The 17,781-nt window shown below is 65.8% G+C and carries 13 protein-coding genes; 8 read left to right on the top strand and 5 right to left on the bottom strand.

Annotation, left to right across the window (positions count from 1 at the left end):
- Positions 1-6 precede the first annotated feature (6 nt).
- Positions 7-1,353: a type VI secretion system baseplate subunit TssK gene (gene tssK, locus ACQ4WQ_RS19860; RefSeq protein WP_326459056.1), complete on the bottom strand. Its 1,347-nt coding sequence runs from the start codon at positions 1,351-1,353 to the stop codon at positions 7-9.
- A 288-nt stretch (positions 1,354-1,641) separates the two neighbouring features.
- Between tssK and ACQ4WQ_RS19865 the strand changes: the two genes are divergently transcribed.
- From ACQ4WQ_RS19865 to tssH, 8 genes are all read left to right on the top strand, one after another.
- The gene (locus ACQ4WQ_RS19865; RefSeq protein ID WP_326459057.1) at positions 1,642-2,217 is read left to right on the top strand and encodes a hypothetical protein; all 576 of its coding nucleotides are present in this window, start codon (positions 1,642-1,644) and stop codon (positions 2,215-2,217) included.
- A gap of 73 nt (positions 2,218-2,290) precedes the next feature.
- Complete coding sequence (gene tssB / locus ACQ4WQ_RS19870; protein ID WP_436499391.1) at positions 2,291-2,800, top strand: type VI secretion system contractile sheath small subunit; 510 nt, start codon at positions 2,291-2,293, stop codon at positions 2,798-2,800.
- A gap of 1 nt (position 2,801) precedes the next feature.
- The gene (gene tssC, locus ACQ4WQ_RS19875; protein WP_436499393.1) at positions 2,802-4,286 is read left to right on the top strand and encodes a type VI secretion system contractile sheath large subunit; all 1,485 of its coding nucleotides are present in this window, start codon (positions 2,802-2,804) and stop codon (positions 4,284-4,286) included.
- Between the two features lie 33 nt (positions 4,287-4,319).
- Positions 4,320-4,811, top strand: coding sequence for an Hcp family type VI secretion system effector (locus tag ACQ4WQ_RS19880; RefSeq protein WP_035817450.1), 492 nt, complete (start codon positions 4,320-4,322; stop codon positions 4,809-4,811).
- Positions 4,812-4,926: 115 nt separating this feature from the next.
- The gene (gene tssE / locus ACQ4WQ_RS19885) at positions 4,927-5,418 is read left to right on the top strand and encodes a type VI secretion system baseplate subunit TssE (protein ID WP_436499395.1); all 492 of its coding nucleotides are present in this window, start codon (positions 4,927-4,929) and stop codon (positions 5,416-5,418) included.
- Positions 5,419-5,420: 2 nt separating this feature from the next.
- Positions 5,421-7,265, top strand: coding sequence for a type VI secretion system baseplate subunit TssF (gene tssF / locus ACQ4WQ_RS19890; protein ID WP_436499397.1), 1,845 nt, complete (start codon positions 5,421-5,423; stop codon positions 7,263-7,265).
- Positions 7,229-8,314, top strand: a complete 1,086-nt coding sequence (gene tssG, locus ACQ4WQ_RS19895; RefSeq protein ID WP_436499399.1) for a type VI secretion system baseplate subunit TssG — start codon at positions 7,229-7,231, stop codon at positions 8,312-8,314. The genes tssF and tssG overlap by 37 nt, the downstream gene beginning before the upstream one ends.
- A 55-nt stretch (positions 8,315-8,369) precedes the next feature.
- On the top strand, positions 8,370-11,030 hold the full coding sequence (tssH, locus tag ACQ4WQ_RS19900; protein ID WP_436499401.1) for a type VI secretion system ATPase TssH: 2,661 nt from the start codon (positions 8,370-8,372) through the stop codon (positions 11,028-11,030).
- Between the two features lie 27 nt (positions 11,031-11,057).
- Here the strand turns inward: tssH and tssA are convergent, their stop codons facing one another.
- From tssA to tssM, 4 genes are read right to left on the bottom strand one after another with little or no spacing between them, the layout of a single operon-like run.
- The gene (gene tssA, locus ACQ4WQ_RS19905) at positions 11,058-12,095 is read right to left on the bottom strand and encodes a type VI secretion system protein TssA (RefSeq protein ID WP_436499403.1); all 1,038 of its coding nucleotides are present in this window, start codon (positions 12,093-12,095) and stop codon (positions 11,058-11,060) included.
- Between the two features lie 48 nt (positions 12,096-12,143).
- Entirely contained in the window at positions 12,144-12,956 is an 813-nt protein-coding gene (locus ACQ4WQ_RS19910; RefSeq protein ID WP_326459065.1) for an OmpA family protein, read from the bottom strand.
- Between the two features lie 2 nt (positions 12,957-12,958).
- Entirely contained in the window at positions 12,959-13,942 is a 984-nt protein-coding gene (tagF, locus tag ACQ4WQ_RS19915; RefSeq protein WP_436499406.1) for a type VI secretion system-associated protein TagF, read from the bottom strand.
- On the bottom strand, positions 13,939-17,736 hold the full coding sequence (tssM, locus tag ACQ4WQ_RS19920; RefSeq protein WP_436499746.1) for a type VI secretion system membrane subunit TssM: 3,798 nt from the start codon (positions 17,734-17,736) through the stop codon (positions 13,939-13,941). Before tssM ends, tagF begins: the two co-directional genes overlap by 4 nt.
- Positions 17,737-17,781 lie beyond the last annotated feature (45 nt).

A 17,781-nucleotide genomic window follows, 5' to 3' on the forward strand; every position in this document is an offset into this window, starting at 1 on the left:
TGGACCTCAGGAAGTGACGGCGACAAGTTCGAGTTTCAGTTCGCGCATGCCGGAAGGGACATAGACCAGCAGCGACTGTGCCTGCAGCATGCGTTCGTACATCTGGCCCTTGGCGTCGATGGTGAAGTAAAACATGTCGGGACGCACGGGCACGGCGGCCGGCACTTGCGGCGCATGCTGCAGGCGCACCCCGGGCAGGGCGGACAGGACGAATTTTTCCACGTCGTCCGGCGCGCCCACCTTGAAGCGCAGCGGCACCACGTCGACCAGTTCCACGCCGGCCATGTCGGCGGACACGCCCAGGTAGAACGTCGTCTTGGCATCGATCTTTTCCGAGTCCAGCTTGCCGTGATGGTAGGACGGCTTGGTTTCCGTCAGCGCGATGGCGAAGTATTTCGACGAGATCACGGTGTCGAGCAATTCGCGGATCATGGCGTGCAGCTGGGCGAACGACGGTCCGGGATCGGCATGCCGGTACGGCGGCAGGTCGGCCAGCGCATGGCTTCTTGAAAAGGTCATCAAGCCGCCCGCCAGGGCCAGCAGCTGTTCGTACAGCCGCTCCGGATGCAGCGCCGGATGATGGAAGTAATGACTGAGCGAGGCGTAGGCCGCGCTGGCCGTATGCAGCAGCCAGAACGAGGACATGTCGCCGGAACGGAATTCGATCACGCTCTTGCTCGGCTCGCGGTGATGGCCGTACAGCGCGTTGACCTTGGCCTGCAGCGCGTCGATCAGGCGGCGCAGCTGCAGGAACAGCAGGGGCGCGCTGCGGATGGACAGGCTGGGGGGCACGAAGGAGGGGTCCTGCTCGAAGCCGCCCGTCGACAGGCGCCGCAGGCGCAGCAGGGGGAAGCTGACGTAGGAATCGCGCGGCTCGGAATCGGCGACCAGGCGCAGGGTTTTTTTCAGGTAGGTCAGTTCGGCCTGCGCGGCCTGGGTGTACAGGTCCGGCGTGCTGAGATTGGCCTGGGCGTAGCGCGCCGCGTTGTTGGGCTGGCCGCTGGCGGCGAAGTTGCCGCCGAAGGGCTTGAACGCCGGCAAGGCGGCGTGGAAGGTCACCGATTGCAGCGACGACGGCAAGTTGCCCAGGTCGAGCGCGTCGGGCAGTTCATCGCTTCCGGCCGCATTGTAGATTTCGCCGTCCTGGAAGACCAGCGACAGTTCCAGCAGGCGCAAGCTGTTGTTGGCCAGCGCATCGCGGTCGATCTGCAACTGGTTCACCCCCCACGCATACGGGTGCAGCGCCTTGACGCTCTCGTGCAGGCGCTGTTCGTGGTACTGGTCTTGCTGCTGGAAATGCTGGGGCCGCAGGAACAGCCCTTCGCCCCATAACAATTTGTTTGCCATGCTCATGGATTGCCCTCTATGCCAGACACAGTGAGGCGCGCGGCAGCGACTGAGATCATGCTTCGCATCGCGCAACCTGGTGCTTTTTTCGCAACTGCAAGAACCTTAACATTATCTTGAGGAATGGTGCGTACTGTACGTTTTTAGCGTTCGTAGTGTGAGTTTTCGCGTATTTTCTATTGAACGCAGTGAATTTTCAAATCATGTTACGCTCCGAAAAATAAACAATTAGCAACTATAAAAAGCAACTTTTCAATCGTCAAAACAGTCCTCTTTTTTGAAGGAAAGCTCAACATGACACGTTCGGTTTCGCTACGCACTCTTGCCGTTATCGCCTGTGCTGTCGCCCTCGGCGCCTGCAGTACGGCACCGGTGGCCAAAGCGCCGCCCGTCGTGGCGCCGCCGACGCTGGAAGAGCTGATGGCCAAGGCCACGCAGGCGGTGGATACGGGCAACAAGGCGGCGGCGCTGGCGCTGTGGCAGGAAGCGGCCGCCGCTGCGCCCGCCGACAAGCAGCCCTGGGTGCGCATGGCGCAAAGCCGCTACGATGCCGGCCAGTATGGCGAAGCCATTCTCAATGCCCAGGAAGTGCTGGTGCGCGATCCTGCCGACAAGCTGGCCAACAGCGTGATCGCCATCAGCGGACTGCGCCTGTCGACGCGGGCGCTGGCCGACCTGAGCCGTCAGAACAACCTGTCCGGTCCGCTGCGCGCGGAATCGCAGGACCTGGCCAAGCTGCTGCGCGAGAGCCTGGGCGAAACCGTGCTGGTGCCGCCGCCGGACAAGCCGCCCGTGCGCACGTCCCGCAAGCAGCCAAGCAAGCGCACTGCCGATGAAGGCAGCGCCAATCCATTCAATGCCCTGAAGTAGCCAGCCAGGCACAGGTACGCCGCAGTTCAACAGGCGCATCGCCGATGCTGCCAACATTTTGGAAGGGGATGTCATGTCGAAGAAAGATAGTGTGCAGAAGCGTTTGCAAAAGGTACGCCCGCCACGCGTGCAGATGACCTATGACGTCGAGATCGGCGACGCCATCGAAAACAAGGAGCTGCCGTTCGTGGTGGGCGTGGTGGGCGATTTCGGCGGCAATTCCGAACTCGAGCAGAAGCGCCTGAAGGACCGCAAGTTCGTCGATATCGACCGCGATAATTTCGATGAGGTGATGAAGGGCATCGAGCCGCGCGCCACTTTCCGCGTGCCTAATGCGCTGGGCGCCGATGGCGGCCAGTTCGGCGTCGAGCTGAAATTTCGCGCGATCGCCGATTTCCGCCCGGAAGCGGTGGTCGAGCAGGTCGAGCCGCTGCGCAAGCTGCTCGAGGCGCGCACCAAGCTGGCCGACCTGCGCAACAAGCTGGCCGGCAACGACAAGCTGGAAGACATCCTGAATGACGTGCTCAACAGCACGGAAAAACTGGCCCAGCTGGAACAACATTCCCACGTCAGGAAAGATTGATATGTCCGCACAACTGACCCCCGCATTGAGCGCTGCCGGCACCGCCGAAATCGACTTGCTCGACCAGATCGTCGAGCAGAGCAAGGTGGCCAAGTCCAGCGTCGAACACGCCCGTGCCAAGGACCTCATTTCCGAACTGGTCAGCCAGGTCATGGATGGCACGGTGGTGGTATCGAATAACCTGGCCGCCACCATCGATGCCCGCGTGGCCGAACTGGACCAGCTCATTTCCGCGCAGCTCAGCGCCATCATGCACGCGCCCGAATTCCAGAAGCTGGAAAGCAGCTGGACGGGCCTGCATTACCTGGTGAAGAACACGGCCACCGGCACGAATCTGAAGATCAAGATGATGAACGCGACCAAGCGCGAACTGGTCAAGGATTTCCAGAGCGCGCTGGAGTTCGACCAGTCGACCATGTTCAAGAAGGTCTACGAAGAGGAATTCGGCACCTTTGGCGGGGCGCCGTTCGGCACCTTGCTGGGCGACTTCGAATTCAGCCGCCAGCCGGAAGACATGTATTTCATCGAGCAGATGTCGCATGTGGCCGCCGCCGCGCACGCGCCGTTCATCTCGTCCGCGTCGCCGGAACTGTTTGGCCTGGAAAGCTATAGCGACCTGGGCAAGCCGCGCGACCTGGCCAAGGTATTCGACACGGTCGAGTATGCGAAGTGGAAATCCTTGCGCGAATCGGAAGACGCGCGCTACGTGGGCCTGACCTTGCCCCGCTTCCTGGGCCGGCTGCCGTTCAATCCGCTCGATGGCGCCACCGTCGACGGCTTCAATTTCGTCGAGGACGTCGACGGCACCGATCACCAGAAATACCTGTGGTGCAATGCCGCCTACGCGTTCGGCACCAAGCTGACGGCCGCCTTCGAGGATTACGGCTGGTGCGCGGCGATCCGCGGCGTGGAGGGGGGCGGTCTGGTGGAAGACTTGCCGACGCATACCTTCAAGACGGACGAGGGCGAGGTGGCGCTGAAATGCCCGACCGAGATCGCCATCACGGACCGCCGCGAAAAGGAATTGAGCGACCTGGGCTTCATCTCCCTCGTGCACTGCAAGAACACGGACTATGCCGCGTTTTTCGGCGCCCAGTCGGCGCAGAAGGCGAAAAAATACAATACCGACGCCGCCAATGCGAACGCGGTGCTGTCGGCGCAGCTGCAATACATCTTCGCCGTGTCGCGCATCGCCCACTACATGAAGGCCATGATGCGCGACAAGATCGGCAGCTTTGCCGCCGCCTCCAACGTGGAAGATTTCCTCAACCGCTGGCTGACGCAGTACGTCTTGCTCGACGATAACGCCAGCCAGGAACAGAAAGCCCAGTTTCCGCTGCGCGAAGCCTCGGTGCAGGTGGCGGAAGTGCCGGGCCGGCCCGGCGTGTACCGCGCCGTGTCCTTTTTGCGTCCGCATTTCCAGCTGGACGAATTGTCCGTTTCACTCCGTTTGGTCGCGGAGCTTCCGCAGTCGACCAAATCGTAATGTATTTTTCTTTACACCCTTGAAAGGAATGACATGGCAATCGACGTATACTTGCAAATTGATGGCATCAAAGGCGAATCCACGGATAACAGCCACAAAGATTGGATCGAATGCAAGTCGGTCCAGTGGCAAGTGCTGCAACCCAAATCGGCGACCGCCTCGACGGGCGGCGGCCATACTGCCGAACGTACCGAGCACAAGGACATCGTCATCGCCAAGATGGCCGATCTCGCCAGTCCCTTGCTGCTGCAGACTTGCTCCTCGGGCAAGACCATCCCGAAAGCCAAGCTCGAGTTCCTGCGCGCCGACGGCCAGGGCGAGCGCATCAAGTACTTCGAAATCGAACTGGAGAATGTGATGATCAGCAGCGTGGCGCCATCGGTGGCCGCGGGCGACATTCTCGGTGAAGACCTGGCGCTCAAGTATTCCAAGGTCAAGTGGAAGTACACCCAGCAAAAAGTCGGTGGCGGTTCGGGCGGTAACACCTCCGGCGGCTGGGACCTGTCGGCCAACAAGACGGCCTGACCAAATCCGACCGTACTTGACCGTCCCTGACCGCGTATGCCAGCGGCGCGCTGCCGCCGCTGGCTTTCCTGGCCGCCGGCAGCGGTGTCCACGCCACCCATGAAACGGGAAGCCCATGAAAGGTTTTACGCCGGGCCTGTTCGACCGCCTGATGGATACGCCCGTGCACGGCGCCTCCAGCGGCACCGTCTCGCGCCTCTCGCTCGAGGACTTGAAAGACACCGTGGCGCGCGATCTCGAGGCGCTGCTCAACACGCGCGCCGTGCTGCCCGAGGCGCTGCTCAAACCCTTTCCCGAGTGCGGCAAGTCGATCATCACGTACGGCTTGAACGATTTCGCCGGGCTTAGCCTGTCGAGCACGGACGACCGCGCCTATATCTGCCAGTGCCTGGAAAAGGCCATCGCCCGCCACGAGCCGCGCTTGCGCCAGGTGCGCGCATCGCTGGAAATCGAGGAAGGCTCGATCAACCGCCTCAATTTCGCCATCAGCGCGCTGCTGGTGGTGCATGCGGCGCACGAACCGGTCAGCTTCGACGCCATCCTGCAGCCGTCCAGCCTGCACTACACGATCAGCAAGGCGCGCCGCGCCGCGCCCACGGGAGCCTGACCTTGGAAGAATTGCTGCCCTATTACGAGCGCGAACTGGGTTTCCTGCGCCGCTATTCGCGCGAGTTTTCCGAGCGCTACCCGAAGATCGCCGGGCGCCTGCTGATGGGCGGCGAGGTGTGCGAAGACCCGCACATCGAGCGCATGATCCAGTCCTTCGCGCTGCTCAATTCGCGCATCTCGAAGCGCATCGACGACGATTATCCCGAATTCACCGAAGCGCTGTTCGAGGTGCTGTATCCGCATTATCTGCGGCCGTTTCCCTCGTGCTCGATCGCGCGCATGGATTACGGCGCCGCGGCGGCGCAGCTGACGGCGCCCGCGGAAATCGCCCGCGGCACGGAGCTGACGACGCGCCCCGTGAAAGGCGTGGCCTGCACCTTCCGCACGGCCTACCCCGTGACGGTGGCGCCGCTGGCGCTCACGCAGGCGGCGTTTTCCGCCATCATCGAGGCGCCGGAACAGGTGCTGCTGCCGGCGAATGCCACCTCGGGCGTGCGCATCACCATCGAGTCGAGCGCCGCGCAGCTGGCGCTGGGCCAGCTGGGACTGGCGTCGCTGCGCGTGTTCATCGACGGCCAGCCTTCGTTTTGCGCGGCGCTGCGCGACGCCCTGTTCATGCGCACCGTGAAGGCCTACGCCGAGGCGGACGGCAGCGGCAGCTGGGTCGCGCTCGACGGCATTCCGCTGCGCAGCGCCGGCTTTGCCGAGGACGATGCGCTGATCCCGTTTTCCGCCCGCTCGCATCCGGCCTACCGGCTGCTGACCGAGTATTTCTGCTTTCCCGAGAAATTCAACTTCTTCGACATCGACCTCGGCGCGCTGTGCGCCGCGCTGCCGTCCGGCTGCCGCCGCATTACTTTGCACCTGGCGCTGAGCGGCCTGCGCACCGATTCGAATACGGCGCGCCTGCTGGGAACGATGAGCACGCACAACCTGCTGCTGGGCTGCACGCCGGTGGTCAACCTGTTCCGCCAGCGCGGCGAACCGATCCGCCTCACGCACACGGCCGCCAGCTATCCCGTGCTGGCCGATGCGCGCCGCGCCTATGCGTTCGAGGTGCAGTCCATCGATTCGGTCAAGCTGGTGCGGCAGACGCCGCAGGGCGAATCCGTGGTGGAATTCCGCCCATTCTATTCGTTGCGCCATGGCGAAACCCCGGCCAGGGATGGCCATTACTGGGTCATGCGGCGCGACGAGATCATCGCCGGCAAGAGTCCCGGCTACGAGACGCAGATCTCGATCGTCGACATCGATTTCGATCCGGCCGCGGTGGAAACGGATACGCTCAGCCTGGAACTGAGCTGCACCAACCGCGACTTGCCGGCGCAGCTGACCTACGGCTTGCACGGCGGCGACCTGTTCCTCGAAGGCGGCTCCAGCGTGCGCAGCATCAGCCTGCTGCGCAAACCCAGCGAGTCGCACCGTTTCGAACGGGGACGGGGCGCCCACTGGCGCTTGATTTCGCATCTGGCGCTGAACCACCTGTCGCTGGCCGGCAGCGGTCTGGAAGCGTTCCAGGAAATGTTGACCCTGTACGACTTGCCGCGTTCGGCGACGTCGCAGCGGCAGATACGCGGCATTACCGCCATCGCCCACCAGGCCGTCAATGCCTGGCTGCCAGGCAATCCCTTCGCCTGTCTGGTGCGCGGCGTCGAAGTGCGGCTGACGATAGACGAAGAAGCCTTCGTCGGCAGCGGCATCCACGCCTTTGCGCATGTGATCGAGTGCTTTCTGGGCTTGTATGTGCATGCGAACAGCTTCACGCAGCTGGTGATATTGGCAAAAAAATCAGGAGAGGAGCTGTGGCGATGCAAACCACGCAGCGGCGATTCGAGCCTAGTGTAATCGAGCGCCTGTTTGCCCAGCCTTGCCGCTTCCAGTATTTTCAGGCGGTACGCATGCTGGAGCTGTGGCTCAGGCGCAATGGCTTGCCGCACGATGATGCGGTGGCCAGTTTCCTGCGCTTCCAGAATTCCATCTCGCTCGACTTCGCCCCCAGCCAGCTCGAGGCGCTGGCGTCCGAACCGCGCGAACTGGCCACGGACGCCGACGCGCTGGGCGCGGCGCTGCGCAGCGGGCAGCTGAAATACGTGCGCGTCACGCCGGCCTTCATGGGCTTTCTCGGCGTCGCCGGCGCGCTGCCGCTGCACTATACGGAACGCATCGCCACGCACCAGCTGTATGAAAAGGACGAGGGGCCGCGCGCCTTCCTCGACACGTTTTCGAACCGCGCCCTGGCCCTGTTCTATGAAGCGTGGCGCAAGTACCGGCTGGAACTCAAATACCAGCTCGACGGCAAGGACCAGTTCCTGCCGCTGCTGCTGTCGCTGGCGGGACTGGGCAACGCCTCGCTGCGCCAGCGCCTGGCGGGGGACGGCACGGGCGTGCTCGACGAATCGGTGGGCTACTTTGCCGCCGCCATGCGCCACCGGCCGCCGTCGGCCGTGCTGATCGGCCAGGTGCTGTCCGAGTATTTCGGGCAGCGCATCGCCGTCAGCCAGTTTGTCGGCTGCTGGTACGACGTGCCGCGCGAGCAGCAAAGCACGCTGGGCGGCAGCAACGCCTTGCTGGGCGCCACCGCCATGGTCGGCGCGCGCGTCTGGCAGCGCGACCTGCGCCTGCGCCTGACCATCGGCCCGCTGGCCCGCTGCCATTTCGACGCCTTCCTGCCTGGCGGCGCGGCCGCTCTCGCGCTCGAGAAGATGCTCGCCATGTTCACCGGCCTGTGCCTGGAATACGAGGTGCAGCTGGTGCTGCGCGCCGCCGACGTGCAGGGCATTGCGCTGGCGGAGCCGCGCAGCGGCGGGCGGCTGGGCTGGGACAGTTTCCTGATCACCGGCGGCGAGGCGCGCGACCGCGCCGATGTCCGCTATGAACTGCATGCGCTGGCTTGAGCGGGCGCCACCGCATCGATTTCGCCCACTCTCACCCGACAAGGACCGCCGCCCCATGAGCATCAACCTGAAAACATTGATCAGCAAGTTGAACGACACCTGCCGCACGGCCGCCACGCGCGCGGCCAGCCTTTGCGTCGGCCTGGGGCAGTATGAAGTCGACCTGGAACACGTCTTCCTCGCGTTGCTGGAGCAGCCGCGCAGCGATTTCGTGCTGATTGCCCGCAGGAGCGGCGTCAGCGTGAGCATGCTGGAAGCGGATTTGCGCGCCGAAGTGGCGCGCCTGCAGACGGGCAATGCGCGCACGCCCGTGTTTTCCGTGCGCCTGCCCAAGCTGTTCGAGCATGCCTGGCTGATCGCCTCGCTCGATTTGCGGGCCGGGCGGCAGGTGAGCATCCGCAGCGGCCATTTGCTGCAGGCGCTGCTGACCGAGCCGGAACTGGCGCAGCTGGCCTACCGGGGCTCGGCGCTGTTCCACGAATTCAAGCTCGACGAGATCAAGCACGGGCTCGACAAGCTGACCGAGGGCTCGCAGGAAGCCGGCGAGGCGGCCGCGGGGCAGGAGGAGGCGGGCGATGCCGGCGGCGATCCCGTGGGGGAGCTGGCCGGCGGGGCGGCGGCGTCGAAAACGCCGGCGCTGGACCAGTTCACGGTCAACCTGACGGCACGCGCGCGGGCCGGCAAGGTCGATCCCGTGATCGGGCGCGACATGGAAATCCGCCAGGCGATCGACATCCTGATGCGGCGGCGCCAGAATAACCCGATCCTGACGGGCGAGGCCGGTGTCGGCAAGACGGCCGTGGTCGAGGGCCTGGCGCTGCGCATCGTGCAGGGCGACGTGCCCGAGATCCTGCAGGGCGTGGAGATCCACACCTTGGACATGGGCCTGCTGCAGGCCGGCGCCAGCGTCAAGGGCGAGTTCGAGAACCGCTTGAAAAACGTCATCGCCGAAGTGGGCAAGAGCGCGCACGCCATCATCCTCTTCATCGACGAGGCGCACACGATGATCGGCGCCGGCGGCAGCGCCGGCCAGAACGATGCGGCCAACCTGCTGAAACCGGCGCTGGCGCGCGGCGAGCTGCGCACGATCGCCGCCACCACCTGGGGCGAATACAAAAAATATTTTGAAAAGGATGCCGCGCTGGCGCGCCGCTTCCAGGTCGTCAAGATCGAGGAGCCGAGCGAAGAGCTGGCGTGCGCCATGTTGCGCGGCATGGCGCCCCTGATGGAGCGGCATTTCAAGGTGCGCATCTTCGACGAGGCGATCACCGAGGCCGTGCGCCTGTCACACCGCTACATCGCGGGCCGCCAGCTGCCGGACAAGGCCATCAGCGTGCTCGATACGGCCTGCGCCAGGGTGGCGCTGGGGCAGAGCGCCACGCCGGCCCTGCTCGACAGCGTGGCGCGCCGGCGCGAGCGCATCGATGCGGAAGCCTCGGCCCTGGCGCGCGAGGAGAGCGGCGGCGCGCGCCATGGCGCGCGGCTGCAGCGGCTCGATGCCGAACGCGGCGCCGCCACGCAGGAGCACGCGCAACTGGCCGCGCGCTGGGACAGCGAAAAGGCGCTGTCGGAACAGATCCAGGCGATCCGCCGGCAGCTCGAGGCCGGCACGCCGGCCGACGCGGGCCAGGGGCGCGAGCTGCTGGCGCTGCAGGCCGAACTCGCATCGCTGCAGGGCGAGACGCCGCTCGTGCCGGTGCAGGTCGATGGCCACGTGGTGGCGGAAATCGTCGCCGGCTGGACCGGCATCCCGCTGGGCAAGATGGTCAAGGATGAACTCAAGACGGTGCTGCGGCTGAAGGATTTGCTGCAGGAGCGCGTGCTGGGCCAGCCCCACGCGATCGAGGCGGTGGCGCAGCGCGTGCGCACGGCGCGCGCCAACCTGGACGACCCGGACAAGCCGAAGGGCGTGTTCCTGTTCGTCGGCCCGTCCGGCATCGGCAAGACGGAAACGGCGCTGGCGCTGGCCGACGTGCTGTATGGCGGCGAACGCAAGCTCATTTCCATCAACATGAGCGAATACCAGGAAGCCCACAGCGTGTCGGGGCTGAAGGGTTCGCCGCCCGGCTATGTCGGCTACGGTGAAGGCGGCGTGCTGACCGAGGCGGTGCGCCGCAATCCGTACAGCGTGCTGCTGCTCGACGAGGTGGAAAAGGCGCATCCCGATGTCATGGAACTGTTCTTCCAGGTCTTCGACAAGGGCGTGATGGACGATGCCGAGGGACGCGAGATCGATTTTAAAAATACCATCATCATCCTGACCTCGAACGTGGCGTCGGCCACCATGATGCAGGCGTGCCTGAACTTGCCGGCGGAGCAACTGCCGACGCCGGAGCAGCTGGAGCTGGCCATCCGCCCGCAACTGCTGAAGGTCTTCAAGCCCGCATTCCTGGGGCGCCTGAAGGTGATTCCCTATTATCCGATCAGTGACGACGTGCTGGCCCGTATCATCGGCCTGAAGCTGGGCCGGATCGCCGCCCGCATCGCCGCCAATCACCAGGCCGAGTTCCTCTACGACGAGGCGCTGGTCGAGGCGGTGCTGGCGCGCTGCACCGAAGTCGATTCGGGCGCGCGCAATGTCGACAATATCCTCAATGGCAGCCTGCTGCCGGAAATCGCCGAAGCCGTGCTGGCACGCATGGCGGAAGGGCAAGGCATCAGCCGTATCAAGGCCAGCGCCGGCAAGCAGGGGCAGTTCCGGTATACGATCAAATAGGCGTCACGCCGGCAAGCGTCAACCAGCTCAATGGCCGCTGCCGGGCGCGATGCCCAGCAGCTCCTCGATGTGGGCCAGCGAGGCGCCGTCCTTGACCACGCCGCGCAGCCATTCGTGCAGGTTCTGCTCGCCGGCGTCGGCGGCCTTGTCGGCGAAGTACGAGACAGGGCTGTGCGGCTCCGTCTGGCGGAAGTACTGCGCCACCTGGCGCAGCTGCGCCAGCGCCTGGGCGCGGCTCTGCAGCTCGCCGGGCGGCGCCGGCAGCGGCGCCGGCACGGCGGCCCCCGCCGCCTGGCCGGCAGCCGGCATCGGCGCGGCGGCTGCGCTGGAGGCAGGGGCGGCCGCGGGCGCGGCAGGCAGGGCCAGCTGCATCGCTTGCAGCGCCTCGCGCGCCATGGAAAAGCCCGGGCTGTCCTTGCCCAGGCGGATATCGGCGACCTGTTCCAGCTCGGCCAGCGCGTCCAGGCAGAACTGGGCGTCGGCGGCAAATGCGGCGCGGAACTGTGCCGACGTGCCGCGCCGCGCCGCCTCCATATCCACCAGTTTCGTGCCGTTGACGCCATCCTGGTTGCCGGCGGCCCGCTTGCGCGCCGTCTCGAAGTCCACCGTCGACCAGCCGCCCGACTGCTTGTCCGTCAGCGCCATGGCGCGCACGAGCGACGGCGTGCGCGCCAGGATCCAGCCCAGGTTGCCGATGCGCTGCTCGTGGTCGTCGCCATCGGGCTGCGGGTACAAGCCCAGGTCCCAGTACTGGCGCAGCAGGCCCGCCAGCAGGCGATAGCCTTCGCCCAGTCCGCGCAAATGGTCTTGTCTGGCGCTCGCTTCGGCCAGCCAGGCGCCGAGCCGCAAGTCCTTGCTCTTCTCGCCCAGCAGGGCGGCGCAGCGCTGCAGTACGAAGGCCCAGTCGGCCTCCTTCAGGTCGGTGACCCATTCGCCCTGGTCGAGCGTGGGGTCGTCGAACTTGCGCGCCTGGCCGATGGCGTCGAAGTCGGTGGAGAAGGACAGGTCGACGCCGCATGGCTGCTCGGCGCTGATGGGAAGTAATAGCTGGTCGGCTGAAATCATGTGTGTTCTCGGCTGTGGGACGGAAAGCTTGCTGGCGGCGTGGCGGCCTTACTGGACCATGCGAAATTCGATGCGGCGGTTGCGCGCGCGGCCATCGGCGCTGTCATTGCTGGCGATGGGACGGTCCGGGCCCTGTCCGGAAGCGCTGAGCAGGTCGCCGTCGATGCCCTTGCCAGCCAGGTAGGTCTTGACCGCCTCGGCGCGCGCCTGGCTCAGGTTCTGGTTGCTGGCACGCAGTCCCAGGTTGTCGGTGTGGCCGATGATGTCGACCTTGCGGCCCGCCAGCTTGTGCAGCGCCGTGCTCATTTCGTCGAGGATGGCGCGGCCCGACGGCGTCAGCGTGGTCTTGCCGCTCTCGAATTCGATGGTGCGGTTGGCCAGCGCGCCGTCGAGGATGCCCTGCTCGGAGGCGGACACGCGCAAGCCGTTGTTGACCGTGTACGTGGGATTGAGGCTGGTGGCGAAGTCGCTGGCGATCTTTTGCCGCTGCGCCTCGTTGGCCACCTCGCCGCGCACGCTGACCACGCTGCCTTCGATCTTCAGCTGGCCACGGCGGATCTGCTTGAGGTCCGCCGTCAGCAGCTTTTGCACATAGGCGTTCCAGTTTGCCGGCTGCGCCACCTGGCCGACGGCGATCTGGTCGACGACCTTGTCGGCGCCATACAGTTCGCGCAGGCGCACCAGCACCGCGGCCTTGGCCGCTTCGTCCGGCACCGTGCCGCTGGCCAGTACCTGGCCAGGTTGCGGCGTGGCGGCGGCCGGCACCGAGACAGCGGCCGGCGGCGCGGCGGCGCTTTGCGCGCCGGCGCCGGACGGCGCGCATGCGAGGCTGAGAAGGATGGCAAGGCGGATGTGGCGCATGGTCAGGTCCCGATGAAGGCGGCACGAAACGTGTCGTGCGCCGATTTGAGTGACAGGTTGGCCTGCGCGAGGCAGGCCGAGGCTTTCTTGATGGCGTAGTCGCTGTCGGCATGTTCCTCGACCCAGGCTAGGTCGTCGAAGGCGATGTGGTGTTCCAGCGCCGCCTGCGGTTCCATGATGGCGTGCAGGGTTTGCGCCGAGGCGCCGCAAAAGCCCAGCACCAGCGCATGGCGGCCGCGGATGCGGGTGATGAACAGCGCCAGTTCGAAGTCGGCGCGCGCCAGGAACGGGGCGATCAGGTGCATCCAGAAGGCCGCCACCAGGTTGCGGTACAGGGGGTCGGCCGGCAGCGGCAGTTCCAGGCTTTTTTCCAGCCGGCTGGAACTGCTGGCCATGACGGGCTGCAGCAGCATGCCCAGGGCCAGCAGCACCTGGCGCACGGAGCCGCCAAAACCCGTGGGCGCCAGCAGGGCGTCGAGCGCGCCCACCGTCTGCAAGCAGAGGAAATCGTCGAAGGCGGCGTCGTAGGCGCTGCCGCGCAAGTCCAGTTCGATGCTGGCGCCCGCGGCGGCGGCCGGCAGCGCGGCGCCGGCCGCCGCGCCGCGCATCTCCACGCTCAGGGCGTCGAGGCGGTTCCACAGGCGCGACAGCACCAGCGGACTGGTCGGCACGAAGCCGGCCGGCTGCGCCACTTCCATGGCGCCCATCATCAGGAAGGGAAAGCGGCGCGACGAGGCATCGTTGCTGGCGGCGATATGCCCGGCGATGGCGCGGCCGCGGCGCGGGCCGATGAAGGCGAAATGCAGCGGCGGCAGCGCATCGTAGGTGAGCTTCCAGCGCGCATCGGCCGTCATCAGTTCCATGGCGTTGGCCAGCCACTCATCGAGCATCTTCAGCAGGGCCGGGTTGTCGCCATGCTTGATGAAGTCGCCGCGGCTGGGGATCTTGCCGAAATAGCCGATCTGGGTAACGGTCGGGCGGCTCATGGCGTGTTCCCGGCGATGGCGGTGGCCGTTTCCGGCGCGCCGATGGCGACCGATTCCGGCAGTTTCAAGCCGCGGAAACCCTGGTTGCCGGCGGAGGCCGGCGCCGGCGCGGCAGCGGCCACGATCTTCAGGTTGGCCACCACGGTGACGCCGCTGTTTTCCCAGCTCAGTTCGAATATGCCGCCTTCCTTGCGCGTGCGCCTGGCCGAGTCGATCATCTTCTTCAGGCCGAAATGCCCGGGTTCGTTCAGCAGCACCACGGCGCGTCCTTCCGGCGTGATGGCGCTGATGCGCGAGCCGGGCACGCCCTGCGGGTTGGGCCAGACCATGTGCACCCAGGGCTGCGGCTGGCCGCGCCAGCGCAGCGCCTGGCCATCGATCTCGATCGTATATTCGGTGGCGCCGGGCGCGCTCAGCGCCTGCAGGTCGAAGCGCGTCTGCGCTTCGGCGGCGCCGGCCGCCGTGGCCACGCCGTTGGCGCTGAGCGGCGCGACCCAGCCGGGCAGGCTGGCCACCACCGGCGGCGCCAGGGTGATGCCCATCGCGGCCCAGGTCCTGGCGCTGATGGCGTCGCCGCGCCGCACGACGAGCGGGCCGATGGTGGTGTTGAAGAACTTGGCGATGGCGCCTTCCGGTCCGAATACCTGGCCGATGTCCGCATTGCTCGCCTCGATGCGCGAGTCGGGCGCGAACGGATATTTCGGCGCCAGGGTTTTCTGGAACGGTTCGAGCACCTGGGCCAGCCATACCTTGTTGATCTCCGTCTCGGTGGGCTTGACGATGACGGCGAAGGTCTGCATCAGCGGGCGTACCAGCAGCGGACGGATGGCCTGCTTTTGCTGGTCGCTCATGCCGGTCAGCATCTGCTCATCGACGTACTTGAGCGCGTCGGCCAGCTCCGAGCCGCTGCCGTCGAGCGTCTGCTGCATCAGCTGCTTGGCGCCGGGGCCCGTGTCGCCCTGGTTCTTGATCTGGTTGAGGCGCACGCGCAGCTTCGACAGGGCCGCCAGGTAGCCGCGCACGGGCGAGGCTTCCTTGTCGCGCGCCACCACCAGGCGCGCCACGCCGGAAAATTCGCGGCCGACGGGCCCCATCGGCATGGTGCCGCCGGCCTGGCCAGTCGCCGTGGCGGCGGGCTTCTGGCGCAGCACCGTTTCGCGGAACCAGTCCATCGCCCCGCGCTGGGCGCGCTGCAAGCCCTGGCCCAGCAGCGAAGGGTTGTCCCACGAGGTTTCCTGGTACACGGTCTCGATCAGTTTGTTGAGGGGCGAGGCTTGCGGATCGCCGAGGCGGTTCATGGCCTGCGCCGCGTTGTCGAAACCGTTCAATTCGCGGATGCTGACGCCCTGGATGAATTTCTGCCATTCCCTGGCGTAATCGGTCTTGTACAGTTCCAGCAGCGCCTTCTGGATCTGTTCCGGGCTGCCTTCCAGGGTCAGGTCATCCTTCGACGCCGTCTTCAGTACCCAGTCGGCGCTTTGCAGTTCGCGGTTGGCCGCTTCCTGGAACGCCTGCTGGATGTATTTTTCCCAGGCGTCGCGCGTGAAGGTGCCGGGGATGGCGTAGCTGCCCAGCACCAGTTCCTTGTCCTGCTCGCCAACGATGCGCGCCACCGTCATCGACGGGAAGCGCGTGGCGGCGCGCGCCTTCACGTCCGCATACACGCGGTCGCGCGCCGGCATGCCGCGCACCACGCGGCGCAGGCTGTCGCGCGACTGGTCGGCCAGGGCCCGCTTGTTCTCGATCTGCGGCCAGGACGGGTCGTCGATCTGCGTCAGGTAGAACGAGATCAGGCGCTCGGCGCTGCGGATCATCTGTTCGCGCGGCATGTTGCCCCGGTTGGCGTCGAGCCAGCCGCGCCAGTAGCGGGTCAGCTGGTCGTTCAGGTGGCCGGCCTCGGCGCGCGATTTGTCGCCCAGCATCAAGTAGGTCTTCAGGGCATTGTAGGCATCCTCCACGTTCGTCGGCGCGGCATCCTTGAAGGGCTGGCTGCTTGTGCCGACTGCCGTAGCGATTGTGGTGGCGGCCGTCGTGCCGGCCGGCACGGCGCCGGCGGCTGGCGTCACTGCTGTCGCCCGCGCGGCCGGCACCGCCGTCAGCGGCTGCAGGCGGTCGGCGCCGGCGTTCACTTCCGCGAGGAACGATTCCAGCGACTGCGCCACCGGCGCGAGCATGACTTCCTTGAGGCCGGAGAAATACTCTTCGCGCAGTTTGCGCTCGAGCAAGTCACCCTGGTACAGGCCCAGGCTGAGCGCCAGCGGCCGCTTGCTGCGGTACGCTTCCAGCTGCTCGATGCGGTCCTGCAGGATTTCCAGGGCCTGGAAGCGCGACTGCAGGTCCAGGCGCTTGTCCTGCACCTTGATGGCCTGCTCCAGGTCGGCCTGCACGTTCGCTGCCAGCTGGCGGTTGGCCAGGTAGGACCAGCTCCAGCCGCCCAGCGCCAGGCCGGCCAGCGCGATGGCGGTAAAAAACGTGGCATAGCGCAAGCGCGTCTTGCGCGGACTGGCGTATTGCGCCACCAGTTCCCTGTCGGCGAAGATCACCTTGCGAAACAGGTTCAGCAGGAAGTAGCCGTGCTGGTCCTGGACTTGCACGGTCTTGTGTTCCTGTGGCTGTGGCTTGAGGTCGAAGCGCTGCGCCACCCGTTCCGACGAGGCGGAGACGGAAGCGCCTTCCTGCAGGGCGCTGGTGAAATAGAAACCGCGGAAGACGGGCTTGAACTGGAAGGGATTTTCCTCGAACAGGGTGGCGATGAAGGCGCGCAGCGGCCCCTTCACGGAACTGAATTCCAGCGGGAAGGTGAAGACGCCGGGCGGCATGCGCTCGCGTCCCAGCAGCGACATGCTGGCCAGGCTGAGGTCCTTCAGACCATCGTACAGCTCGTCGAAACGCTGGTCGAACTGCTCCAGCACGTCCTGCTTCGAACTGTTGACGCTGTAGGGCAGGGTGGCGCCCCAGACCTTGTCGCGTTCGGCGCGCTCGGCATCCTGGAAAAATTCGCTGAAGCCCGTGATCAGGTCGGCCTTGGTGAAGACCACGTACACGGGCGCATGGACTTCCAGCCTTTCCGTCAGTTCCTGCACGCGCTGGCGCAGGTTCTTGGCCAGTTCGATGGCGAATTCCGGCTTGCTGCCGGTCAGCTCGGCAATGCTGACGGCGATGATGATGCCGTTGATCGGCGCGCGCTTGCGGTGTTTTTTCAGCAGGCCGAGGAAGCCGAACCACTCGGCGCGGTCTTCATCGTTGATGGCGTAGCGCCCGGCCGTGTCGAGCAGGATGCCGTCGGTGGTGAAAAACCAGTCGCAGTTGCGGGTGCCGCCCATGCCTTGCACGATCTTGCTGTCGACAAAAGGAAACTGCAGGCCAGAATTGGCGATCGCCGTGCTCTTGCCGGCGGCGGGATTGCCGATGATCATATACCAGGGCAGTTCATACAGCGCGGCATCGCCCGACAGCTGGCCCAGCCGCGATGTCTTGATGGTAGTGATCGCTTCCAGCATGCGCTTGCGGATGGCTTCGGTTTCCTCGCGCTGTACCGGGCCAGCCTTGGGCGCGGCGCCGGCCGCCTGCTGTTCCAGCATGCTGTTGAAGCTGGCGCCCTCGCGCCGGCGCCGGCGGCGGCGCAGCCACCACAGCACGGCGCCCAGCAGCGCCGCCGCGGCCAGCAAGGACAGCAGCCGGACGGCCGGCCAGTCGAAGATGACGGCGCACGCGCACAGCAGCAGGATGGCGGCCGCGATGCCGAGGATGAGCAGGCTGGTGCGTGAGGTCAGGAAGTGCCGGAATCGTTGCATCATAGTTTTATAGTGTGCAAACCGTTAATGTGCGTGGAGGGGACG

Origin of the sequence: Janthinobacterium goodfellowi (assembly GCF_051380695.1) — a bacterium.
In the GTDB taxonomy this organism is placed as follows: domain Bacteria; phylum Pseudomonadota; class Gammaproteobacteria; order Burkholderiales; family Burkholderiaceae_D; genus Janthinobacterium.

What these genes read in the sequence shown, in the direction of transcription:
- tssA (WP_436499403.1), bottom strand. Translation starts at nt 12,095, where the DNA reads ATGATTTCAGCCGACCAGCTATTACTTCCCATCAGCGCCGAGCAGCCA.
- tssB (WP_436499391.1), top strand. Translation starts at nt 2,291, where the DNA reads ATGTCGAAGAAAGATAGTGTGCAGAAGCGTTTGCAAAAGGTACGCCCG.
- ACQ4WQ_RS19865 (WP_326459057.1), top strand. Translation starts at nt 1,642, where the DNA reads ATGACACGTTCGGTTTCGCTACGCACTCTTGCCGTTATCGCCTGTGCT.
- tssM (WP_436499746.1), bottom strand. Translation starts at nt 17,736, where the DNA reads ATGCAACGATTCCGGCACTTCCTGACCTCACGCACCAGCCTGCTCATC.
- tssE (WP_436499395.1), top strand. Translation starts at nt 4,927, where the DNA reads ATGAAAGGTTTTACGCCGGGCCTGTTCGACCGCCTGATGGATACGCCC.
- tssK (WP_326459056.1), bottom strand. Translation starts at nt 1,353, where the DNA reads ATGAGCATGGCAAACAAATTGTTATGGGGCGAAGGGCTGTTCCTGCGG.
- ACQ4WQ_RS19910 (WP_326459065.1), bottom strand. Translation starts at nt 12,956, where the DNA reads ATGCGCCACATCCGCCTTGCCATCCTTCTCAGCCTCGCATGCGCGCCG.
- tssH (WP_436499401.1), top strand. Translation starts at nt 8,370, where the DNA reads ATGAGCATCAACCTGAAAACATTGATCAGCAAGTTGAACGACACCTGC.
- tagF (WP_436499406.1), bottom strand. Translation starts at nt 13,942, where the DNA reads ATGAGCCGCCCGACCGTTACCCAGATCGGCTATTTCGGCAAGATCCCC.
- tssC (WP_436499393.1), top strand. Translation starts at nt 2,802, where the DNA reads ATGTCCGCACAACTGACCCCCGCATTGAGCGCTGCCGGCACCGCCGAA.
- tssG (WP_436499399.1), top strand. Translation starts at nt 7,229, where the DNA reads ATGCAAACCACGCAGCGGCGATTCGAGCCTAGTGTAATCGAGCGCCTG.
- ACQ4WQ_RS19880 (WP_035817450.1), top strand. Translation starts at nt 4,320, where the DNA reads ATGGCAATCGACGTATACTTGCAAATTGATGGCATCAAAGGCGAATCC.